We start from the raw sequence: 22205 nt of genomic DNA, 5'->3' as shown, positions 1-22205 counted from the left end.
TTCGGATGAAAGTTTCCTTTCACCGGAACGGCACGATTACGGAACTATCAAGGCTTCAAATGTCCGCGAAGACGGTAGAGCAACGCTTAAATGATTATCTTGTCACGGGGTCGAAGGCGGAGCGCCGAATAGCGACTTTCATGCTGGCAAGCATCGCTGAACTGCCGTTTGACACCGCCGCCTCAATCTCGAAGCGGATAGGTGTGAGCGAACCGACTGTGGGACGCTTTTGCCGTACTTTGGGCTATCAGAACTTCAAAGCTTTGAAGGAAGACCTCCAGCATGACATCGGTGGAGGTCCCTGGCTGCTCGGTGACCGCCTGAAGGAGTTTCATGATCGAAACAAAACCGGTGAAGACGAACCGGGACGCGGGCTCGAGTTAGAAATCGCCAGCCTCGTTCGGATCTATGAACTCGCGCGAACAGAGCAGTGGGCCCGCGCGGTGAAAAAAATTGCTCGCGACCGGCAGGTCTTTATCGCAGGCTTCCAGACGGAGCGGGGTCTTGCACACTACTTTGCCCATCAGCTCCAATATCTGCGGCCTAACGTGCATCTTGTCGATATCGCCGGCGGCAACTTCTCCGAGGCATTGTTAAATGGAGAAAAATCGACTGCGCTCGTGATCTTTGAGGCGCGAAGATACTCGCGGCTATCGGAATCATTGGCCAAGAGCGCGAAGTCGCGCGGCATCCCGCTAACGCTAATAACTGATGCCTATTGCGATTGGGGTCATGATCTTGCCGATGAAATGTTCGTCGTGCGAACGGAGTTCGATATGTTTTGGGATTCGACGGCTCATATGGCGAACCTGAGCAACCTCCTGATTAACTCGGTATTCAAGGAGCTTGGCCCACAAGTGGAGGAACGCCTCAACGCTGTAACCCGCCTACATGGCGATTTCATCGGATATGTCGGTGAAGCTGCCCGGCAGGATACCAAATCATGACCGGCGAACTTCTGAATTTGAGAATCTGTCGCAATCCAACTTGGCACTGACAGCCAAGACCGGAAGACACGAACTTACACCGAACTAGCCTGCCGCCACGCGAGGCAAAGGCCGCCCTGAGGTACTCCGGGTGTCCCTTTGGCTCGTCCGCATTTTCGTACGCAAGGGAACCCAACATGAAGATTTTCATCAGCTCGGATATCGAAGGCACTGCAGGGATTACGGCTTGGGACGAAGCCAAGAAGGGCCAGCCGGAGTACGTAGAATTCCGCGAATACATGACGAATGAACTCGTAGCCGCCTGCGAAGGAGCGCAAGCGGCCGGCGCAACGGAAATCGTCGTGAAAGACGCACATTCGTCGGCTCGCAACCTAATCCTATCAAAACTGCCGCCGTACGTGAGCGTCGTCAGGGGCTGGAGCGGGCATCCGGATGAGATGATGTTCGGCATCGATACGAGTTTTTCAGCCGCTCTCTATATCGGCTACCACAACAAGGCGGGCACCGATACGAATCCTCTCGCTCATACGCTGAGCGGAGCGGTTTCCAGACTGCTGATCAACGGCGAAGTGGCTTCGGAATTCACACTCAATGCCCTCTGTGCTTCGCGCTACGGTGTCCCCTCGGCATTTCTTTCCGGTGATGCAGGAATGTGTGCCGAAGCTGAGGTCGCGGTACCGGGCATCGCGACACTAGCCACCAGTGAAGGCTTTGGTCCGGCGACAAAATCGTTGGTCCCGGCGGCTGCGGTAATCGCGATCCGTGAAGGCGTGGAGAAGGCCCTGTCGGGAAACTACAACAACTCGCTGCCGAATCTTGCCGAAGAGTTCGAGCTCGTCGTTGAATACACCAATCCGACGGACGCCTATAGGAATAGCTGGTACCCCGGCATGGAGCATATCGCGCCACGGACGTTGCGCTTCAACGCGCAAGACTACTTCGAGATCCAACGTGCGATACGCTTCGTCGTCTAGATGCGCCGTCGCGGGATGTTCTTGTCTTCCGAATGATAACCGAGGACCCGAGTGAGGGCTAAACAGTTGAGCCGAATTGTATATCTGAATGGGGAATTTCTGGAGGAGACCGAAGCGAAAATCTCGATCTTCGACCGTGGGTTTGTCTTTGCCGATGCCGTCTACGAAGTGACCTCGGTTGTCGATGGCAAGCTGCTTGATTTCGGCGGCCATGCCGCGCGTCTTGAACGCTCGCTCGGCGAACTGGGCATTCGCCATCCGCTGTCCCAGCAAGTGCTGCTGGCCATCCACCGCGAGTTGGTCGAGCGGAACAAGATTATCGAGGGACTGGTCTACCTACAAATTTCGCGCGGCAATCCTGGCCGCCGCGATTTCGCCTTCCCTGCACCCGACGTCGAGCCGACGGTCGTGCTTTTCACCCAGACGGTTGCCAATCTCGTGGATGCCCCGCAAGCGAGGACCGGCATCAAGGTTATCTCGGTCCCAGACATCCGCTGGGGTCGTCGCGACATTAAGACGGTGCAACTCCTCTATCCTTCGATGGCGAAGATGATGGCAAAAGAGGCGGGAGCAGATGACGGTTGGTTCATACAGGACGGCTTCGTCACCGAGGGAACCGCAAACAACGCCTACATCATCAAGTCTGGCAGGATCATCACTCGAGCCTTATCGAACGACATTCTGCACGGCATCACGCGCGCCACGCTGTTGCGCTACGCCAGGGAAGCACGGATGGAAGTCGCCGAACGGGCCTTCACAATCGAGGAGGCTAAGGCTGCTGACGAGGCATTCATCACTGGGGCATCCTCCTTCGTCATGCCCGTGGTCGAAATCGACGGCGCAAGGATCGGGACAGGCCTGCCGGGACCGATCGCCACCGGCTTGCGTGAACTCTATATCGATGAGGCGCGTCGAGCGGCGATTTAATCCATAGGGCGTCTGGCGTTTAGCCAACGCCCCATATGCCCCCAATTGGTTCGTTCTAACGACGTTTTGTACGGCGGCGGATTAGCGCGACCTTGATGCGGGGAGCCGAGTTGCAAGTCGGCGAGCCAACTCGCTGTTGACCCACACATAGTATCACAACCCTCTAAGCTGCCACGGAGCAGGAGTCGAATATGGGTGAACCACTGCTATTAGACGCCAGACAGACCGCCGCAAAGCTTCCCTTCCCGGAATTGGTTGCGGCTCTTCAACGGGGCTTTGCGAAGGGATGCCAGACACCCGCGCGCCACCATCACACATTACGCAGCGAAGGCGAACCTGACGGTACGTTGCTCTTGATGCCGGCCTGGTCCAACGCCGATGACGAGGATCATTTTCTCGGCGTGAAACTGGTGACCATTATGCCGGGCAACATGAACCGTAGGCTGCCTGCTGTCGTATCGACATACATGCTCTACGACGCCATCACCGGAGAGCAGTTGGCCCTCATGGATGGAAACACGCTGACGAGCCGGCGCACTGTGGCAACCTCAGCACTTGGGGCCAAATATCTTTCTCGAGAGGACGCCTCATCGCTTGTCATTATAGGCGCGGGCCGTGTGGGAAGCCTGATCGCGGACGCCTACTCAGCTGTACGACGGCTTCGGCGCATCGTCATCTGGGACATCAATCCCGAACAAGCCGACCGCCTCGCCTCTTCCCTCCGTGACCAGGGTCTTCCCGCGAAATCCACGACAGACATTAAAACCGCAATAGAATCCGCCGACATAGTCAGCGCCGCAACGCTTGCAACCGCACCCATCATTCGAGGCGAGTGGCTGAAACCGGGCACTCACGTCGATCTCATTGGGGCGTTCACCCCGGAGATGCGAGAGGCGGATGATGAAGTGATGCGCCGCTCGTCGATCTACGTCGACACTGCGGTAGCGCTTGAGGAGGCGGGAGAGCTTATCAAGCCACTCGCCGAGGGGGTAATTGGCAAGAACGCCATTCTTGGCACTCTCACCGACCTGTGCCGAAAGGACGAATTCGCACGTGCGAACGCAGACCAGATCACTTGTTTCAAAAGTGTAGGCTCTGGGCTCGCCGACCTTACCGCGGCCCAGCTCGTCTATAGACGCATTTAAACTATCATATGCAGATTCGGAGCTCCGGCGAGCTCCGAAATGCTTTCGCAAAGCTCCAGACACGCTCTGCCACGGCGTAGCCCCCAGTAGGGCTGGATGCAAAGCGCGGTTACGCCACTATGAAATCGTAACGGCCGAATTTTCCGTCACTCGTCGTTCTGATATCGAGCAACAAGGCTGCGTTGAATATGCGGTCACGTTCATTGTCCGGCTCACCGGCAAAATACAGCTGCGTCGTCAGCACGTTCCCGCCGGGCCTTTGGACTTTCACGTGGTAATGCCGGGTGCGACCAGGATAGAGTCCAGGCACGATCGTCTCGAACCACCATTTGCCTTCTGCATCCGTGAATTGATGTCCGCGGAGTTTGTATCCGCTATTGTCGTAGGTGCCGGTCTCATCGGCGTGCCATAGCTCGATCAACGCTTTTGCTACCGGTTGGCAGTCCTTGGTTAGCACGTAGCCAACAAGTGTCATTCTTTCACCGCCCGGTGCATCGCTCGCGAAGTCCTGTTTTTCAGGGCTCTGCGGCGTAAAATACGGGCCTTCGGTCTGTGCCGGCGTCAGATGGTGGTCATCACCGCAACTAGCCGTAAGCGGCAGCTCCACGGGAGCGCCGGCTGCATGGCCGAATCTCGGCAGCACAATCGGCGTGGCGACGAAGCTGATAAGGAAATGTCGCCGGGTCGGCATGGCGTTGTATCTCCAAACATGGAAGCCAAGATCGTTGCGGGTCCATTGGGCAGAAGTGGGGCGGACATTACCAGAATTCGCGACCGGCAACTTCATCAGGCGAGGGCTGCTGCTGAAGCGTCGCCGGTCTACACGGTTTGCACGCCGGCATCTGGTGTCTGACTTGGAGCAGTAGCAATGCCGTTCCATTGACGTCGTCTGCTTTAGGTCGAAAGCTACCCAAATCTCACGCCTTGATGGGAATTGACATCCTCGACCAATCTAATCGTTTGGCCGAGATCAAAACATAACACAGGTGGGACTTGCTTGCGTGGTGCCGCACTTCAGCGCTGCGAAGGCCGTTCCGGTTCCATGCGATACATTATGAGATTTTTTTGCCCAGAACGTGAACATCTCGCAACAAGCGGTGCACGGGCTCGTGAAGAACGGTCTTCCTTCGCCCCTTGCGCGAAGGTGCCGCGGATCGCCAAATGCGCCTAGGAGCGCCGGATTGCCGCCGCTCTCGTTGCGATGCTTTATGCGTTGGGCGTTGATGCTGGCGTCGAAGTCGGCGAGAGCCAACAGGCCAAGACTGTTAAAAGCCCAACGTCGAGCGCGTGAAAGTCTGAAGATCCTCGAAGCAGCGGAAGCGCCTTTGATGCTTTTCGGCGATTTCGCCGCCAGCCGGCTCATAGGCCGCGGAGACGGTGCTGAGCGTCGCCATGGCAGCCGCAACGTCGGCAAAGGCACCGGAGGCAACGGCCCCAAGAATGGCAGAGCCGAGCAGGACCGGTTCTTCCGCGTACGGCGCAACGACAGCCTTGCCGCAGGCATCGGCAAGGAGTTGGCGAACGAAGCCGCTACGCCCCGCCCCACCGCTAATGACTACCCGCTCGACAGAGGCTCCCTCCCTAGCCTGCGCCTCGATGATCTGCCGCAATCCGTAGCCGATGCCGCATAGACCGGCGACGTAAAGCGCAACGAGGCTATCAAAATCCCGTTCCATGCCAAGACCGGCTATGACGGCCCTTGCATGCGGATCTGCAAAGGGCGCGCGATTGCCGAGGAACTCAGGCACCACATGTAGGTCGGCAGCAAGGTGCACGGCCTCAGACAACGACGGCGCCTTGGCGGAGACTGCCTCGGCCATGAGGACAGGTAGCGGAATTCCTCGCGCTTGCGCCCGCGCGGCCGCTTCCGGTGCGGCCGGATGAAAGGCAAGCAGCTGATCGATGGCAGCGCCCGCAGCGCTCTGGCCGCCTTCATTGAGCCACAGGCCGGGCACCATGGCCGAGTAATACGGACCCCAGACGCCGGGCACAAAGACAGGATCTTGCGTCGAGGTCATTGTGCATGATGAGGTGCCGAACACATAGGCTAGGTTTTCCGTCGGACGGCCGCCGATGCCGACTGTGCCAATTCCGCCTGCGTGGGCATCGATCATACCCGCCGCTACGGCCGTTCCACGTTGCATGCCCATCGCGGCAGCTGCTTCCTGCGTCAGCCCATACCCAAGCCGCGTGCCCGGCTCGACGATACGAGTGCCAATCCGGCCAAAACCTTCTTCGGCAAGCTCCCCAAGACCTATCTTCTCAAAATAGCTTGGATCCCAACGGTTCTCATGCGCGAGATAGGTCCATTTGCAGGTGACCGTGCAGGTCGAACGGGCGAGGTCACCCGTCGCTTTCCAGGTGAGAAAATCGGCAAGGTCGAAGAACTGCCAGGCGGTGGCGAAAACCTGCGGCCGGTTTTCCTTCAGCCAGAGCAGCTTCGGCGTCTGCATTTCCGGCGAGACGCGCCCGCCGACATATCGCAGCACCTCGTGGCCCACCGCGTTGATCCGCTCCGCCTGGCCGACGGCGCGGTGGTCCATCCACATGATGATGTCGCGTTCCGGTCGCTCCGACGGGCCGACCGCGAGCGGTGCCCCCCCGTCGCCGAGCACGACGAGCGAGCAGGTGGCGTCGAAGCCGAGGCCGATCACCGCGGCGGGATCGACGCCCGCGGAAGTGACCGCCTCGCGGACGCTCGAGCAGACCGCATCCCAGATCTCGGCGCTCGATTGCTCGACGATTGCACCCGCCTCACGGAACAGCAAAATGTCCCGCTTCGCGGAAGCGAGCATCGCCCCCGAAAGGTCGAACAGGCCGGCCCGTGCGCTGGCGGTGCCGACATCGACACCGACGACATAGCGGGACTTGCGATCCGGGGACGGGGTCATGAGGCCATACTCACTGAAGGTTGGATGACCGAGCTCTATCGGCCCGCCACGAATTGCGCCATGCGACGGATCAGGAAAGCGCCGACTGTCGCGCCGGCATCCTGCAAGCCGACCGTCTTCTCCTGGAACGCCGCCGCCTTGCCATGCTGCGCGAGCATGGACTTGGTGGCCTCCAGCGCATGTTCAGCCGCATCCGCCGTCAGGTTCAGCGCATCCGAAAGCGAGACACCGGCGGACGCCTGCGCTTCCAGCGTCGTCGCGATGGGGTCGAGCACGTCAAGCAGCGTCTTGTCGCCGACCTTCGCCTTGCCGCGTTCGGCAACGCCGTCACGATAGGCGCGCCAGAAGGCGGCCATGCCGGCGGTGTCCAACACATCCTTGCCTTCGACGGCCTTGCTTGCGCGCAGGAACCCGGTCGCCGTCAGCGTGCCCATGGTGGAGGGCGCTGTGCGGGCCATGGTGGCGCCGGCGGTGCGCAGCAGCTTGGCGATGCCGGGCGCTTCACCATCGGCCTCCAGCCCTTCGGCAGCAGCGGCGAAGGACTTGCTCATGGTGATGCCGAGATCGCTGTCACCCACCTTGCCGTCGAGCGCGATCAAGAAATCGCGCTGTTCGGCAAAGAGCTCCTTCCAGCTCTTGAAGAGGTCGATGAGATCGGCGGCGTTCAATGTCTGGAGCGTCATGGCATCAACCCGCGACATGCTGAAAGAAGGGCGTGTTCGCCGGAGCGGCGATCAGGCGATCCAGCTCCTCGTCGAGATGCAGGATCGAAATCGAAGCGCCGGCCATTTCCATCGAGGTGGCGAACTCTCCGACCCAGACATACTTAGCGGTAACGCCGCGCGCTTCTAGAAGCTGCGAGACACGGCGGAAGAGGATGTAGAGTTCTTCGAGCGGCGTGCCGCCGAGGCCGTTCATCAGCACTGCAACATTGTCGCCCTGCTTGTAGTCCGTTTCCGCAAAGACGCGCTCCATCATCTCGTCGACGACGGCATCGGCCGGCGCGAGCCTCTTGCGGCTGATGCCGGGCTCGCCATGGATGCCCATGCCAATCTCCATCTCGTCCTCGCCGATGGAGAAGGTGGCGTGGCCGATTTCCGGGACGACACAGCTCGAAAGCGCGACGCCCATGGTGCGGGTGCGCAGGCGTGCCTTGTCGGCAAGGCGCGCGACCTCATCCAGCGATAGGCCCTCGGCGGCGGCGGCGCCGGCGGTCTTGTAGATGAAGAAGATGCCCGCCACGCCGCGACGCTTGTGCTCTTCGCCAACAATGGACGAGGCGACGTCGTCGTTGCCGACGACCTGCTTGACGGCGATGCCGTCGAGATCGGCAAGTTCGGCCGCCATGTCGAAGTTGATGATGTCGCCGGTATAGTTGCCGTAGATGTAGAGGACGCCGGCGCCCTGATCGATGTGCTTGGTCACCTGGTACATCTGCTCGGCGCTGGGCGACTGGAAGACGCCGCCGACGGCCGCGCCGTCCAGCATGCCGTCACCGACGAAGCCGAGGAAGGTAGGCAGGTGCCCCGAACCGCCGCCGGTGGCGATGCCGACCTTGCCGCGTTTGGTCTTGGCCGTCACGAGGCAGCGCAAGTCATCGGCCGTATAGGTGACGGTGGGATGCGCCTTGTAGATGCCTTCGAGCATTTCGTCGACGAAGTTGACGGGGTCGTTCAGGAACTTCTTCATAGATTTCCTCCGGGAGTGGGGGTTATTTCCTGCGCTGGCGCGTGACGAAGAAGGCGGCGGCGAGCAGGATGAAGCTGCCGACGACGAGCCGCTGCCAGGTGCTAGGAATGCCGACCATGACGAGCACGCTGTTGAGCACGACGATCAGGAGCACGCCGAGAAGGGTGCCGAGGACCGTGCCCGTGCCGCCGGTGATGCGCGCGCCGCCGAGCACGACGGCGGCGATGACGTTGATCTCGGTGCCGACGAGATCGAAGGGATTGGCCTGCCGGTTGGCGCAAACATGGATGATGCCGGCAAGGCCCGCGAGCGCGCCCGCATAGCCGAACAGAAAAACATGCACGGTGCGCAGGCTGTAGCCGAGGCGGCTTGCGATATCGGCATTGCCGCCGACGGCGAAGATGGCGCGTCCCATCAAGGTGCGGTTGAGGATCCACCAGGTGACGAAGGCCGCAACAGGCAGCACGAGAAAGTAGAACGGCAGCGTGATCAGCGCGCCGTTGGCGGCCTCGAACTGAACGAGCGGCATGCGGCCGAAGGCGCCCATCTGCGGCGGAAGGGACATTATCCAGACCGTGCCGATGAAGGAGAGCAGAAAGCCGCGGAACAGATACTGCGTGCCGATGGTGACGATCAGCGACGGCACCTTCAGGTGATGGACCAGCAGACCGTTGATGATGCCGAGCGCCGCACCGCCGAGCGTCGCCATGAGGATGACGACGACGATGGGCAGATTCGGCAGGTAGCTCTGCACCAGTATCGTCATCGAATACATGGTGAAGGCCGCGATCGCCGTAAAGGACACGTCGATACCGCCCGCCGCCAGGATGATGAAGACGCCGAGCGCGAACAGGCCCATGACCACACTGGCGCGGCCGATGTCTATGAGCGTCGAGGGCTGGAGGAAAGCCGGGTTGACGATGGCGACGGCCACGCAGATCGCCACCAGCAGCAGGAAGGTGATGGTCTCCGGTCGGCGGCGAACGAGGTCACCGAAGCTGAAGGAACGCGACGGGTCGGCAGCGTCGCGGAATTCATCGGTCCGTGAAACGCTCATTGCACAGTCTCCGTCGTGGTCGCCAGCATCGCCTTGTAGAGTTGGTCTTCTGTTGCCTGTCCCGCATTCATCTCCGCGACCACCCGGCCGCTGTTCATGACGAGGATGCGGTCGGTGTTCTCCAGGAGCTCGGGCAGGTCGTCGCTGACGATGACGAGGCCCATGCCCGCTTCCGCAAGCATCTGGATGACGCGGTAGATCGTGTCCTTGGAGCCGACATCGACGCCGACTGTCGGCCCATGCAGCACGAGCAGCTTCGGTGCGATGCTCAGCCAGCGGCCGATCAGCACGCGCTGCTGGTTGCCGCCCGAAAGCGCGCCGACCGGCAGGTCGAGATTTTTCGTGTTGAGACGCATTTCCTCGGAAAGCCGGGCGGCGATCTTGCGCCCCTCCTCCCGGTCGACGACGCCGAGAGAATTGGCGAGGCGCGAGACGACGAGCGCGATCTCGTTCTCAAGGATCGACTTGTCAAGGAAGAGGCCTTCCGCCAGCCGGTCCTCCGGCACATAGCCGATGCCCTGCTCGATGGCTTTGGCGGGCGAGCGCACGGAGACGGTCTTGCCGTCGAGCTTGACCGCACCACCGCTCGCGGGCGCGACGCCGGTCAGGGCCATGGCGAGTTCGTTGCGGCCGGAATCGGCAAGGCCGGTGATGCCGAGAATTTCGCCCTTCTTCAGGGAAAAGCTGATCTCCCGCACACCATCGGCGACAAGGCGGTCGACCTTGAGGAGTTCGGCGTCGGAGGGTTTCCCGGTGCGGTAGCGCTGGGCATCGATGGAACGGCCGGTCATCAGTTCGGCCAGTTCCTTCTTGCTGTAATTCGCGATGGGGCCTTGCGCCACGCACTGGCCGTCGCGGAAGACGACGGCATGGCCCCCGATACGGTAACATTCGTCCAGCTTGTGGGTGACGAAGAGCACGGCGACGTTGTCCGAGCGCAGCCGCTCGACGACGCGGATGAGATTATCCACCTCGCGGCGCGTCAGAGATGTCGTCGGCTCGTCCATGATGACGAGCTTGGCGCGGGTCGCTATGGCGCGCGCGATAGCGACGAGCTGGCGCGAGGCGAGCGGCAGGTCGGAAACGATGGTGTTGAGGAAGCCGCGATCGGTTGGAAGGCCGGTGGCGGCGAGCGCGCGCTCCGCCGTCTCCCTCAACCGCTTCCGATCGAAAAGGCGCGCGAGACGGCCGTTGGCGTTCACCAACTGCTCGTTCAGCGCGACGTTTTCGGCGACGGTGAGGTTCGGCAGCAGCGACAGGTCCTGGTAGACGGTCTCGATGCCGGCAGCGAGCGACTGGATCGGCGTCAGCGACGAGAAGGTCTCGCCGCCAAGCACGATCTCGCCCGAGGTCGGCACATGCGCGCCCGACATGATCTTGATGACGGTGCTCTTGCCGCAGCCGTTTTCACCCAGAAGATGATAGGCTTCGCCCGGCTGGAGCGTCAGGTCGATGCCGCGCAGGGCATGGACGCCGCCGAACCATTTCTGGATGTTTCTAAGTTCAAGGAGCGCCGCCGATTGCTGCGCGGTATGTGCTTGTGCCGCCACGGAAATTGTCCTCATGCTGACCGGCGCGTTGCCACGCCGGACGGTTCCGGCCAGAAGGTGAACCTCCCGGCCGGCTGACGGTTTGCCGGATTAGAACAGGTGTTCCTTGTAGGTCGCCTTGTCGGCAAGGACCATGCCGTTGCCGAGAATCAGCAGACCCTTGCCCGGGCCCTGCTTGACCGAGACCTTGTTGTAGCCTTCGACGCCGAGGTCTATGCCGTCGGTGACTTCCTTCTTCGCCAGCAGCAGCTTGGCGACGGCGTTCATCGCCATGCCGGCCTTCTGCGGATCCCAGAAGCCGATCGCCGTGATGGCGCCGGATTCGAGAAGGTCGGCCGACGGGTTCGGCAGACCGGTGCCGACGAGGCAAACCTTGCCGCTCAAGCCCGCTTCGTCAATGGCGCGGCCGACGCCGAGGACGTCGTTGCCCGCCGAGGTCTGGAAGCCCTTAATATCAGGGTGCTTGCGCAGGATTTCCTTGGCCTTTTCATAGGTGCCGTTGGCGTCGTCGAAGGATTCATTGTTCGGGTCGACGAGTTCCATGCCAGCATACTTCTTGGCATTTTCCTCGCCGGCGCCGACCCACTGCATATGCGTGCGGCTGCCGAGGGAACCGACGAAGGTCGTCCACTTGCCTTCCTTGCCCATACACTCGGCCAGACGCTCGTTCAGCGCCGCGCCATAGTCGGCATTGTCGAAGGCTTCGACGTCGGCATTGGTGTTCATCTGGTTGTCGGCTTCGTGCGTCACGACCACGATGCCGCGCTCCATGGCGCGCTGGAACGTGCCTTCCAGAACAGCCGGGTCCATCGGCACGACGGCAAGGGCGTTGACGCCCTTGGCGACGAGGTCGTTGACGATCTGCAACTGCTGAGCCGAGTCCGCCGTCGCCGGACCGCTCTGGCTTGCAACGACGTCAGGATTGGCGTCCTGATAGGCGACAACGCCCGTGTTCATGCGGTCGAACCACGGAATGCCGCTGATCTTGACCACGGTAGCGATGACGGGCTTTTCCTGGGCAGCCAACACGCCGACAGAACCTGCGAGCGCGACGGCCGCAACCGTGGTTCCAGCCAGTACCTTCTTCGAAAACGACTTCATGTTTTCCTCCACGAATTTTCCCTCCTGTTTCACTTCGGCGCTTGAGGGACAGGCACCGAAGGGGTTTGCGAGCGGCGCCCCGGGGACAGGAAGCCGGCGATATCGTAGCGGCCGACGGCCAGGAACGTGAGCAGCAGCAGGCCCCAGGCAAAATCGCGCACGAAATTGGAAAGGCCGCCGAAATTGAGCAGGCTCGACATGAGCTGCAGGGCGATGGCGGAAAGCACGACACAGACGACGCGCCCGTAGCCGCCCTCCGGCTTCACGCCCGCCATCACGGCAATCAGGATAGCAATGAGCAGATAGGAGCTGCCGTAATCGAACTTTACGTTGACGTTGCGCGCCGCAATGATGACGCCGACAAGACCCGACAGCGTGCCGGAAATCGCATAGGTGGCGACGATCACGCCGTTCTTCGGAAAGCCCGCATAGACGGCGGCCTTGGGATTGGTGCCCATCAGCATCAGCCACAGGCCATAGGGCGTGAACTTCAAGAGCGCGGCGATGACGCCGGCGACCAGCACGAAGACGATGAAGCTGATCGGTACAGCGGCGATCATGTCATTGCCCACGCTGGAGAGCAGTGCCGGGCTGCCAACCGTCACGGCCTTGCCGCCGGAAACCACGACCGCGAGCCCCATGAAGGCCATCTGGGTGCCGAGCGTGCAGAGGATGGGCGTGATGTTCAGCCGCGAGATGAGAAGGCCGTTGATGGCGCCGCCGGCGAGGCCGACGAGGAGTGCGCCCGCGATGAAGGCGAGGCTGAAGGCCGTGCCGCCGTCCGTCGCCGACAGAAAGGAGGAGACGATGACAGCGGACAGCACGCCTGAGAGATTGGCAAGCGCGATGCCCGAAAGATCGATGCCGCCATTGCCGGCACACATGGCCAGCATCACGCCGATGGCCAAAAGGCCGATTTCCGGCACCTGGCTCGCCATGGACTGGAGATTGAAAACGGAAAGGAACGAGCCGCCGGAGATCAGGGCGCCCGCCACAAGCAAAAGGCCGTTTATGACAACCAGCATCGCCAGCTGCCCGCCGGTTTTTTGCATGGTCTCCTCCCATTTGTTTACTAAACAACGCATTACTTCACTAAAACGCTATCAAAGGAAATTTGTTCTGACAAGCCCCGTTTAGGCGCCAATTCGGTTGCGAACCGTGCCAAATTGCCCTACGTCTCGCAAAGTTCATCTAAATCGTTTAGTAAACTTGTTCGCAGTCGCAGCATAAAAGGCAGCCTGTCTCCGCATGAAGAAACCGGGAAAACTGACCATCAGGGACATCGCCGAGGCGGCGGGCGTATCGGCCGCGACGGTCTCGCTTGTATTGAACGGCAAGGGAGAGATTTCCGGTGTGACGCGGGCGCGGGTGCTGGAGGCGGTGGCGAGCCTCAACTACGTGCCTCGGGCAACACGCAGCAGCGCGGAACCAGGCGAAACCCTACGCTTCCTGAAGATCGCCAAGCATGGCCACACGGTCAACCGCGACCACAGCGTCTTCATCTCCGACTATATCGACGGCATGTCGGCCGAGGCGACGCGGCGCAACTACACGCTGGAAGTGGTAAGCTTCGAGGGCCAGCCGATCAGCACCGTGGCGGAATCGCTCGCCGGCGCGCCGATATCCGGCGTCATCGCACTCGGCACGGAGCTGACGGAGGCCGATATCCGCCTCATCCAGGGCCTCGGCCTGCCGACCGTCTTCATCGATACGTTCTACGACGTGCTCGACGCCAATTTCGTCGATATGAACAACGAGGACGCCGTCTATAAGGCGCTGTCGCGCTTCCGCATGCAGGGTTTCCAGCGCATCGGCTTCGTCGCTTCCCATGTCGACACGACCAACTTCCGCCTGCGCCGCGAGGCCTTCTTCAAAAACATGGCGCGGCTCGGCTTGCCGGTGAACGAGGCCGACATCCTCTCGGTGGAATCCACCTATGACGGGGCCTATACCGATACGCGCGCCCTGCTTTCCACCGGCCTCGACCTCGCGGAATGCTATTTCTGCACCAACGACATCATTGCGTACGGCTTCATCCGGGCGCTGCGCGAACACGGCGTCTCGATCCCGCAGGACGTTTCGATCATCGGCTTCGACAATCTGCCGCAGAGCGCGACCATGGAGCCGGGCCTAACGACCATCGATGTGTCGAAGCGCAAGATCGGCTACCTCGCCGTCACCGTGCTCGACGACCTGATCGCCGCCGCCGAGCCGCAGCCGCCAGTCAAGATCCTCGTGGGCGCGGAGCTTGTCCTGCGTGCCAGCCACGAGCACGGCGTATCGAACACCGCGCAGGATCGCCCACGGCGGACCGCACGGCAGCAGGCGCATTAGAAACGCAGAGGAAGACCATGGAATACAGGACACTCGGCCGCACGGGCCTCAAGGTTTCGGCCATCGCCATGGGCACCTTCTCCTTCGGCGGGGTCGGCGCGTTTTCTCGCGTGGCGAACCAGAGCGTGGCGGAAGCCCGCCGCCTCATCGACTGCTGCATCGACGGTGGCGTCAACCTTTTCGACACGGCCAACATGTATTCGCTCGGCCGCTCGGAGGAAATTCTCGGCGAGGCCCTCGGCGAAAAACGTGACAAGGTGCTAATTTCGTCCAAGGCACGCATGCGCATCGGCGACGGGCCGAACGACGAAGGCACCTCGCGCTACCACGTCATCCGCGAATGCGAGCTCAGCCTCAAGCGGCTGAAGACCGACCATATCGACATCTACTTCATGCACGAATGGGACGGCGTGACACCGGTCGAGGAAATGCTCGGCGCACTCGAAACGCTGCGCCAGCAGGGCAAGATCCGCTATATCGGCTGCTCCAACTATTCCGGCTGGCACATCATGAAGGCACTGGGCGTGGCGGAGGCGAAGAACCTGCCACGCTTCGTGACTCAGCAGATTCACTACACGCTCGAAGCGCGCGAGGCTGAATACGAGCTGCTACCGATTTCCGTCGATCAGGGCCTCGGCGTCATGGTCTGGAGCCCGCTCGCCGCCGGTCTCCTCTCCGGCGCCTTTGGCCGCGGCAGGGCGCCGGCCGATTCCCGCCAGGCTGCCGGCTGGAGCGAGCCGCCGATCCGCGACCAAGAGCGCCTGTGGACGATCGTCGATGCGCTCGAAATCATCGCAAAGGTCCGTGGCGTCACGGTGGCACAGGTCTCGCTGGCCTGGACGCTATCGCGTCCAGCAATCGCCAGCCTCGTGGTCGGCGGTCTCAGCGAAGAGCAGTTCCGCGACAATATCGCTGCCGTCAACCTAAAGCTGACAGAGGAAGAGCTGGACACGCTGAACAAGGTCAGCCGCCCGCCCTACATCTATCCGTACTGGCACCAGCACAATTTCGCCGGCGACCGTTTCGGCCCCGGCGACTGGGCGCTGCATGATAGCTACATTGACCTCGGATTGATTTAAGTGCATCGCTCAGCGGTAGAAGAAAAGTGCTCATATCGATCGACAAGACGCACACATACATATCGCCTTGATGGGAATCGGACCCGCGATCCCACCCCCACTCGAAGGGATCGTGTGCGTCTCAGTAAGAATCCGCAGGGAACTGTTAGCATAGGTCGTAAAAAGTCGAGGGTGCCTAGAATGGAAGGCAAGAGCCTACGGCTGCGAGCAAGCCGACGTCATGCGGTCGCCATATCTGAAAACGTGCGTCAGAAAGCTTCACTTTTCCCTTTCCTGCGAAATTGAAGGTGCAGGTGGAACGGAGCGATCTTGGTGTCGGCATCGTTCTCGACGCCTGCTTGGGGAATGGGAGAAGGCAATGTTTAGACAGCTACTTGCACTCGCGTTTATCTGCCCGGACTACGATCACGCACTCGACGCAAATGGCGAAGTCACGAATGGGCAGACGTTCTGGAATGCACTCGCAGCAGTTTTCAAATAGCGGGATTTCAGGCAACGTAAAACCCGGCGCTCCACAATAGAGCGCCGGGTTATTTTTTCAGCTGCGGGCACCTGTGATGTAAGAGATAATCTCATCCGTCGTCGTATGCGATGTCTGCAATTCAGCGGCGATCCGACCTCGGCGGAATACGTAAACCCGGTTGCTGAGTTCCATGACCTGCTTCATGTTGTGGCTGACGAGAAGGACAGCAACACCACGTGATTGCAGCGCCCGGATAATGTCATGAACATGGGCAGTTTCTTGAACGCCGAGCGCCGCGGTGGGCTCATCCATGATGATCAGCTGCGACCCCCATCCCGCCGCACGTGCGATCGCAACGCCTTGGCGCTGACCGCCGGACAAACCACCAACAATGTCACGCACACCCGGGACGTTTACCCCGATTTCGTTCAACAACTCTTCGGCCCGCGCGGTCATCTTGCGGCGGTTCAAAATACTGAGACCGCCGAACTTGAAGTAGAACTCCTCGCGACCGAGAAAGAGATTGGTCAGGACATCAAGGTGCTCAGCAAGTGAAAGGTCTTGATACACGGTCTCGATGCCTGCCTCGCGGGCATCGCTAGGCCGATGAAAGGTTACTTCACGCCCTGAAACGACGAGCTTGCCTTCGGTTGCGGATTGGGCACCCGAAAGGATTTTGACAAAGGTGCTCTTCCCGGCTCCGTTGTCGCCGACGATGGCGACCACCTCGCCTGGCATAACTCTAAGGTTCGCACCCGAAAGGGCGATCACGCCACCATAGTGCTTGGCGACGCCGACTGCCTCCACAATCGGGGTGGATGTCTCGGGCATAACGACAGCCTCGCTTTGGCGGACTACAGATAAGGGCATTGCACCTCTCCTAAACTAAGTTCGTCAAGTGAGAACCCGCGCCATCTTGGCGGCGCGGGTCGATCCGCATTAGTAGTCAGCCGGAACCTGCTCCACGTTGTCCTTCGTGATCAGCGTGTTCTGAATGATGATCTTGGATTCAACCTTCTCGCCGCGGATCGCCTTGTCGGCAGCTTCAACTGCGAGCTTTGAAAGCAAAGCCGGGCTCTGAGAAACCGTGGCGGTGAGAGTGCCTTCCTTGATCGCGCGACGCGCGTCCTCGGGATAGTCGACCGCAAAGAACATCACTTCATCCCGGCCCTGCGCCTTCGCATACTCGGCAGCGGCAACGAGTTCCGGGCCGTGAGCGAAGACTGCGTTCAGTTCACCCTTAGGGTACTTGGAAAGCCAATCCTGGATCAGTGCGACGGTCTTATCCGCAGCCCAATCGTTTGCCTGCTCTTCGACGATCTTGATCCCTGGTGCGGTCTTGAGCGCGTCATGCTCTCCCTTGGCTCGACCGATCTGAGGCGCAGTTCCGAGGATGCCCGTCATGATGGCGACATTGCCTTCGCCATTCAGCATCTTAACAGCCTGTTCCGCATGGAGCCGGCCGATGAATTCTTCGTCCGAGCCGACGAAAGAAGTGATCGGTGCTTCCGGAGAGATACCCATCGAATAGGAAACGACGGGAATCTTGGCATCGGTTGCCTTCAGGACGCTGCCGACAAGGCTGTCGGGATCGGCAGGCGCAACGATGATGGCGTTCACGCCTTGAATGATGAACTGCTCGATCGCGGCGTTCATCTGCGCCACGTCGTTGTGACCGTCAACCACAGTGACCTCGTATCCGAGCTTCTTGGCGTTCTCTTCCATCGCCTTGACGCCCACGTTCATCCACGGATCGACGCCGATGTTGTAGATCATCACGCCAATCTTTTTGTCTTCCGCCGTTGCCGGTGCTGCAAACGCGGTGCCCACGGCAATTGCGATGGACGCTATACCGAGCATTCGTCTTGTGAGTTTCATTGTAGTCCTCCTAGTTTTAGCAGTGTTTTCTGCCGGTTCCACTCTTAGTATTTGCGGCCGCGCCGCAGGGCTTCGTAACCAACGGCCAGGAGAACACCTGTTCCCATGAATGCCGGTTGCCAGAAGGCTGAGATGCTGTAGAGGGTCATCGCGTTGTTCAGGATCGTCAGAGCGAAGATACCGATGACCGCGGAACTGATGCCACCGACCCCGCCAGTCAGCGGCGTACCGCCGATGACGACTGCCGCGATCGAAAGGAGCGCCCAGGTGGTTCCAGCTTGCGGGCTCCCGATGCCGGCGACAGAGGTCAGCAAAAGGCCGGCGATGGCAGCGGTGAAGCCGCCGATGGCATAGGTCGCAATGAGGACGCGGTCGACATTGACACCTGCGCGGCTGGTCCCGACTTTGTTGCTGCCGACCGCACGGACATGTTGTCCATAGCTGGTGAAATGCAGCACGAGCGCCAACACCACAACAACGACGATAAACACCATGCTCGGGAAGGTCAGGCCACCGACATGGAAGAAGCCGAGCTCGCGCCACTCGCGCGGCAGCGGCGCGATCGGACGCGCTTCAGTAAGCGCGTACATCGTGCCGAGGATGATCGCTTGCGTTCCGAAAGTCGAAACAAAAGGGTTCATCCCTACCTTCGCGATCAAGCAGCCGTTGGCGATGCCGATAAGGAGGCCGAGGACCAACGCCGCGACAATCCCGGCCGGAACGCCCGCCGACAAGGATACGGTCGCGGCGAGACATCCGGCGGCCGCGGCAATCGCTCCCACAGAAAGATCGAAGCCTCCCGAGATGATCATTAGCTGCATCCCGCAAGCCACGATGCCGACCATCGACGCCTGTTGGATGATGTTCAACAGATTGGCCGGGTTCCTGAAACTCGGGTTGGCGATTGACAGGCCGATGACGCTGACCACCAAGAGCAACAGCATGACGCGTTGCACCATTACGGCAGGATGCTGCGGCGAGAGGAACCGACGCAACGGTCCCGGCTTGTCGACTACGAGCCGACCTGTGGCGACATGTGTCATTCCACTTCCCCTTTTTAACGGTTTTCTCGAAGACGCCAGCTGCTGACGTCTGTCGTATTTGACCTACGAGTGTAGCTCTGCGGGGTGCTGTGACAATTTCGCAAACAGCGGACTGATGACGCAGCTTGAAGCACTTAGCGCTTCGGATCGATCGGCACGGCACAGGATTGGAAAACGTGCGCCACACTGCTTCAGATATTCGCTCGATGCGAAGTTGATGTCCGACATCGGCGGTGAGAGTTGATCAAGTAAATGAGGAACAGGTCAGATGCCGAACTTGATTTCAGATATTCCTGCGAAGCGTCGCTTCAGCGTTGGCATGATCGGAGGAGGCCGCGGCTCGTTTTTCGCGGGTATCCACCGCGCCGCCATGCGCCTGTCCGGTTGCTTCGATGTGAAAGCTGGAGTGTTCTCTTCCGACGAGGCCGTATCCCGGGAGGCGGCAGAAGCGCTGGGCGTCGCTCGTGACCGGACCTATCGGACTTTCAGGGACATGGTTGCGGCAGAATCGAACCGCTCGGACAGCATTGACGTCGCCGTTGTCGTAACGCCCAATCATCTTCATTACGAACCTTGCAGGCTGTTTCTCGAAGCGGGAATTCCCGTCGTCTGCGACAAACCGTTGGTCAATGCCTCCGGAGAAGCCGAGGAACTGATCAGATTGGCCGCAAACAGGAATTTGTTCGCCGCCGTCACCTACACTTACACCGGCTATCCGATGGTGCGCGACGCGCGGGCTCGTGTCCGCAACGGCGAAATAGGCGAAGTGAAGTTCCTCTACGTGGAGTACCTGCTCGAGTGGTTGGCCAATGACCCTACGAAGCTCGGGAAGGGCGGCATCTGGCGGGGCGACCCTGGAAAAGCCGGATTGACCGGAGCACTCGGCGACGTCGGAACGCATGCCTTCAACATCCTCGAATTTGTCTCAGGCAGGCGGTGTGTCGCTTTGAACGCAAAGCTCTCGACTACGGTCGACGGGTTTGGGCTGGACGACACCGGCGTTGTGCAGATGGATTTCGAAGGAGGTGCCGAAGGGCTGCTGTGGTGCAGTCTGGCAGCGCCAGGGCATCGAAATGGCCTGCGTTTCAAAATCGTCGGAAGCAAGGGTACCCTTGAGTGGCGGCAGGAGCAGCCCGAAACGCTGCATCTTTCTCGTATGGGGCAGGCCGATCTCATTTACCGCAGGGGAGCGTCAGACATGACTGAGGAAGGAGCATCGTGTGTTAGCCTTCCCGCTGGAAATCCCGAAGCCTACCTGGAAGCCCTCGCCGTGCTCTACACCGACTACGCCGCCGCGCTGGAGGCCGGACCGAACTGGCGGCATGCCGGTAAGACGCCGATCTCGGACCTCAACGAAGGCTTGCGTGGCGTTCTTCTTTCGGAAATCTGCGTCCGCTCGTCGCAAACCAAAACGTGGCACCCGTTTCCAAAGTAGTTAGTTACTCGGCGCAAAAAACATAGCGCCGTGCGGCGGTCGACCATTCTCCTCCCGGTCGGCCGCCATTTTTTATCGGTTGTCCGCCAGAATCATGGCCGCGGCCTTTTCGGCAATCATCAACGTGGGAGAATTGGTGTTTCCGCTGACGATGGTGGGCATGATCGAGGCGTCGGCGATACGGAGCCTGCCCACGGCGCGCATTCTCAACCTGGTGTCCACCACCGAGGCGGGGTCATCGCCCATGCGGCAGGTGCCGACGGGGTGGAAGATCGTTGTTCCTATATCGCCCGCCGCCTTATACAGGTCATCGTCCGTACGATACTCGGGTCCAGGACGGTACTCGACCGGACGGTATTTCGTGAAAGCAGGCTGCTCCGCAATTCTGCGAGCAACCCGTATCGAGTTCGCGGCAACCTCCAGATCGCCCTTGGTCGCCAGATAATTCGGCCTGATGGCAGGTTGCGCGCGGAAATCGGCTGTTCTTACGTGGACCGTACCGCGGCTCTCAGGCCGCAAGTTGCAGACCGAAGCGGTGATTGCCGGAAACGTGTGAACCGGGTCGCCGAATTTGTCGAGCGAGACAGGCTGGACGTGAAACTCGAGGTCCGGGGTGGCCTTCTCCGGTCCCGATCGCGTGAAGATACCTACCTGGCTGGGGGCCATAGCCATGGGCCCCGACCGTCGAAATAGGTATTCCAATCCGATGGCGGCCTTCCCGTCTTTTTCGTTCAAAGTCGGGACGCCTGTTACCTTGTAGACAAGACGCAGCTGGAGATGATCCTGAAGGTTGGCTCCCACACCGGGGACTTCAGTGTTCACTTCGACACCCGCGGCGCTCAGAGCGGAGCCTTCACCAATCCCGGAGAACTCTAAGATGTGAGGCGACCCGATTGCGCCGGCTGCCAAGATTACCTCGGCCCGGGCCGTCGCAGTCCTATCTTGGCCGTTTTGCTGGAATACCACGCCCGTGACTTCGCCGTCCTGGATCACAAGTCTACGAACTTGGGCTTCGGTCTCGACGCGCAGGTTTTTTCGGTTGAGCGCCGGGCGCAAGAACCCTTTAGCGGTATTCCATCGAACGCCGGAGCGCTGGTTGACGTCGAAGTAGCCACCGCCTTCGTTAGTGCCCCGGTTGAAGTCCGGGGTCCTCGGAATTCCGGCCTGCTCAGCCGCGTCCAGAAAGGCGTCGAGAACCTTCCAACGTACGCGCGCCTTTTCAACTCTCCACTCTCCACCAGAGCCGTGATCGTCCGAAGCGCCTGCGTGAAAGTCCTCCTGCCGCTTGAAGAGAGGAAGAACGTCGTCCCAACCCCAGCCGACGCATCCGAGTTGCCGCCAGTGATCGTAGTCGGCCGCTTGGCCACGCATATAGATCATGCCGTTGATCGATGAGCAGCCCCCGAGCACCTTCCCACGTGGGTAAGACAAGCTGCGCCCGTTGAGACCGCTTTCGGCGTCGGTCTTGAAGCACCAATCTGTCCGCGGATTTGATATGCAGTAGAGATAGCCGACCGGAATGTGAATCCAGTGATAGTTATCCCTCCGGCCCGCTTCCAGGAGGAGGACGTTGTTGCGCGGATCGGCCGAGAGCCGATTTGCGAGAACGCAGCCTGCGGACCCTGCGCCCACGACGATGTAGTCGTACTCGCTCATGTCTATCCTTCATACGGTTGCAAAGGGCCTTATTGG

The 22205-nt window shown here is 60.5% G+C and carries 19 protein-coding genes; 7 read left to right on the top strand and 12 right to left on the bottom strand.

Going from position 1 to position 22205, the window contains the following annotated elements; all coding sequences use genetic code 11:
- The first annotated feature begins 5 nt into the window (after positions 1-5).
- From ACN9MO_RS34330 to ACN9MO_RS34315, 4 genes are all read left to right on the top strand, one after another.
- Positions 6-947 (top strand): MurR/RpiR family transcriptional regulator, encoded by a 942-nt coding sequence (locus ACN9MO_RS34330; protein ID WP_244495518.1) that lies wholly within the window; start codon positions 6-8, stop codon positions 945-947.
- 176 nt (positions 948-1123) lie between these two features.
- Positions 1124-1921, top strand: coding sequence for a M55 family metallopeptidase (locus tag ACN9MO_RS34325; protein WP_113133893.1), 798 nt, complete (start codon positions 1124-1126; stop codon positions 1919-1921).
- 66 nt (positions 1922-1987) lie between these two features.
- Complete coding sequence (locus ACN9MO_RS34320; protein ID WP_057248339.1) at positions 1988-2848, top strand: D-amino-acid transaminase; 861 nt, start codon at positions 1988-1990, stop codon at positions 2846-2848.
- Positions 2849-3039: 191 nt separating this feature from the next.
- Complete coding sequence (locus ACN9MO_RS34315) at positions 3040-3993, top strand: ornithine cyclodeaminase family protein (RefSeq protein WP_057248340.1); 954 nt, start codon at positions 3040-3042, stop codon at positions 3991-3993.
- Positions 3994-4102: 109 nt separating this feature from the next.
- Here the strand turns inward: ACN9MO_RS34315 and ACN9MO_RS34310 are convergent, their stop codons facing one another.
- The 8 genes from ACN9MO_RS34310 to ACN9MO_RS34275 form a co-directional block, all read right to left on the bottom strand.
- Positions 4103-4780, bottom strand: coding sequence for an intradiol ring-cleavage dioxygenase (locus tag ACN9MO_RS34310; protein ID WP_309140390.1), 678 nt, complete (start codon positions 4778-4780; stop codon positions 4103-4105).
- 478 nt (positions 4781-5258) lie between these two features.
- The gene (locus tag ACN9MO_RS34305; protein ID WP_425988924.1) at positions 5259-6884 is read right to left on the bottom strand and encodes an FGGY-family carbohydrate kinase; all 1626 of its coding nucleotides are present in this window, start codon (positions 6882-6884) and stop codon (positions 5259-5261) included.
- 35 nt (positions 6885-6919) lie between these two features.
- Positions 6920-7567 (bottom strand): dihydroxyacetone kinase family protein, encoded by a 648-nt coding sequence (locus ACN9MO_RS34300; protein ID WP_425988921.1) that lies wholly within the window; start codon positions 7565-7567, stop codon positions 6920-6922.
- A 4-nt stretch (positions 7568-7571) separates the two neighbouring features.
- Positions 7572-8573 (bottom strand): dihydroxyacetone kinase subunit DhaK, encoded by a 1002-nt coding sequence (locus tag ACN9MO_RS34295; RefSeq protein ID WP_425988919.1) that lies wholly within the window; start codon positions 8571-8573, stop codon positions 7572-7574.
- Between the two features lie 22 nt (positions 8574-8595).
- Positions 8596-9630 carry an ABC transporter permease gene (locus ACN9MO_RS34290; protein ID WP_425988916.1) on the bottom strand — a complete coding sequence of 345 codons (1035 nt, stop codon included), beginning with the start codon at positions 9628-9630 and terminating at the stop codon, positions 8596-8598.
- Complete coding sequence (locus tag ACN9MO_RS34285; RefSeq protein ID WP_425988913.1) at positions 9627-11195, bottom strand: sugar ABC transporter ATP-binding protein; 1569 nt, start codon at positions 11193-11195, stop codon at positions 9627-9629. The genes ACN9MO_RS34290 and ACN9MO_RS34285 overlap by 4 nt, the downstream gene beginning before the upstream one ends.
- A 75-nt stretch (positions 11196-11270) precedes the next feature.
- Positions 11271-12281, bottom strand: a complete 1011-nt coding sequence (locus ACN9MO_RS34280) for a substrate-binding domain-containing protein (RefSeq protein ID WP_425988910.1) — start codon at positions 12279-12281, stop codon at positions 11271-11273.
- Between the two features lie 29 nt (positions 12282-12310).
- Positions 12311-13333: an ABC transporter permease gene (locus ACN9MO_RS34275; RefSeq protein ID WP_425988907.1), complete on the bottom strand. Its 1023-nt coding sequence runs from the start codon at positions 13331-13333 to the stop codon at positions 12311-12313.
- Positions 13334-13529: 196 nt separating this feature from the next.
- On the opposite strand from ACN9MO_RS34275, the gene ACN9MO_RS34270 reads away from it, so the two are divergent.
- Positions 13530-14615: a LacI family DNA-binding transcriptional regulator gene (locus ACN9MO_RS34270; RefSeq protein ID WP_058328094.1), complete on the top strand. Its 1086-nt coding sequence runs from the start codon at positions 13530-13532 to the stop codon at positions 14613-14615.
- Between the two features lie 17 nt (positions 14616-14632).
- Complete coding sequence (locus ACN9MO_RS34265; RefSeq protein WP_058328093.1) at positions 14633-15694, top strand: aldo/keto reductase; 1062 nt, start codon at positions 14633-14635, stop codon at positions 15692-15694.
- Between the two features lie 538 nt (positions 15695-16232).
- Here the strand turns inward: ACN9MO_RS34265 and ACN9MO_RS34260 are convergent.
- From ACN9MO_RS34260 to ACN9MO_RS34250, 3 genes are all read right to left on the bottom strand, one after another.
- On the bottom strand, positions 16233-17027 hold the full coding sequence (locus tag ACN9MO_RS34260) for an ATP-binding cassette domain-containing protein (RefSeq protein WP_425988902.1): 795 nt from the start codon (positions 17025-17027) through the stop codon (positions 16233-16235).
- Between the two features lie 69 nt (positions 17028-17096).
- Positions 17097-18035, bottom strand: coding sequence for a sugar ABC transporter substrate-binding protein (locus tag ACN9MO_RS34255; protein ID WP_082641083.1), 939 nt, complete (start codon positions 18033-18035; stop codon positions 17097-17099).
- Between the two features lie 44 nt (positions 18036-18079).
- On the bottom strand, positions 18080-18964 hold the full coding sequence (locus ACN9MO_RS34250; RefSeq protein WP_425989408.1) for an ABC transporter permease: 885 nt from the start codon (positions 18962-18964) through the stop codon (positions 18080-18082).
- Between the two features lie 382 nt (positions 18965-19346).
- On the opposite strand from ACN9MO_RS34250, the gene ACN9MO_RS34245 reads away from it, so the two are divergent.
- The gene (locus ACN9MO_RS34245; protein WP_425988899.1) at positions 19347-20513 is read left to right on the top strand and encodes a Gfo/Idh/MocA family protein; all 1167 of its coding nucleotides are present in this window, start codon (positions 19347-19349) and stop codon (positions 20511-20513) included.
- A gap of 72 nt (positions 20514-20585) precedes the next feature.
- On the opposite strand, the gene ACN9MO_RS34240 is transcribed toward ACN9MO_RS34245, so the two are convergent.
- Positions 20586-22169, bottom strand: coding sequence for a GMC family oxidoreductase (locus ACN9MO_RS34240; protein WP_425988896.1), 1584 nt, complete (start codon positions 22167-22169; stop codon positions 20586-20588).
- Positions 22170-22205: the final 36 nt, after the last annotated feature.

The sequence above is a fragment of the Ensifer sp. R-19 genome (assembly GCF_049905105.1).
Taxonomy (GTDB): Bacteria; Pseudomonadota; Alphaproteobacteria; order Rhizobiales; family Rhizobiaceae; genus Ensifer.
Note: the sequence above shows the minus strand (reverse complement) of the source record. Positions and strands in the feature narration are given on the sequence as shown.

Coding starts and splice junctions, on each gene's coding strand:
- ACN9MO_RS34270 (WP_058328094.1), top strand. CDS start 13,530: ATGAAGAAACCGGGAAAACTGACCATCAGGGACATCGCCGAGGCGGCG.
- ACN9MO_RS34305 (WP_425988924.1), bottom strand. CDS start 6,884: ATGACCCCGTCCCCGGATCGCAAGTCCCGCTATGTCGTCGGTGTCGAT.
- ACN9MO_RS34280 (WP_425988910.1), bottom strand. CDS start 12,281: ATGAAGTCGTTTTCGAAGAAGGTACTGGCTGGAACCACGGTTGCGGCC.
- ACN9MO_RS34285 (WP_425988913.1), bottom strand. CDS start 11,195: ATGAGGACAATTTCCGTGGCGGCACAAGCACATACCGCGCAGCAATCG.
- ACN9MO_RS34310 (WP_309140390.1), bottom strand. CDS start 4,780: ATGAAGTTGCCGGTCGCGAATTCTGGTAATGTCCGCCCCACTTCTGCC.
- ACN9MO_RS34275 (WP_425988907.1), bottom strand. CDS start 13,333: ATGCAAAAAACCGGCGGGCAGCTGGCGATGCTGGTTGTCATAAACGGC.
- ACN9MO_RS34260 (WP_425988902.1), bottom strand. CDS start 17,027: ATGCCCTTATCTGTAGTCCGCCAAAGCGAGGCTGTCGTTATGCCCGAG.
- ACN9MO_RS34255 (WP_082641083.1), bottom strand. CDS start 18,035: ATGAAACTCACAAGACGAATGCTCGGTATAGCGTCCATCGCAATTGCC.
- ACN9MO_RS34325 (WP_113133893.1), top strand. CDS start 1,124: ATGAAGATTTTCATCAGCTCGGATATCGAAGGCACTGCAGGGATTACG.
- ACN9MO_RS34245 (WP_425988899.1), top strand. CDS start 19,347: ATGCCGAACTTGATTTCAGATATTCCTGCGAAGCGTCGCTTCAGCGTT.
- ACN9MO_RS34290 (WP_425988916.1), bottom strand. CDS start 9,630: ATGAGCGTTTCACGGACCGATGAATTCCGCGACGCTGCCGACCCGTCG.
- ACN9MO_RS34300 (WP_425988921.1), bottom strand. CDS start 7,567: ATGACGCTCCAGACATTGAACGCCGCCGATCTCATCGACCTCTTCAAG.
- ACN9MO_RS34330 (WP_244495518.1), top strand. CDS start 6: ATGAAAGTTTCCTTTCACCGGAACGGCACGATTACGGAACTATCAAGG.
- ACN9MO_RS34315 (WP_057248340.1), top strand. CDS start 3,040: ATGGGTGAACCACTGCTATTAGACGCCAGACAGACCGCCGCAAAGCTT.
- ACN9MO_RS34240 (WP_425988896.1), bottom strand. CDS start 22,169: ATGAGCGAGTACGACTACATCGTCGTGGGCGCAGGGTCCGCAGGCTGC.
- ACN9MO_RS34295 (WP_425988919.1), bottom strand. CDS start 8,573: ATGAAGAAGTTCCTGAACGACCCCGTCAACTTCGTCGACGAAATGCTC.
- ACN9MO_RS34265 (WP_058328093.1), top strand. CDS start 14,633: ATGGAATACAGGACACTCGGCCGCACGGGCCTCAAGGTTTCGGCCATC.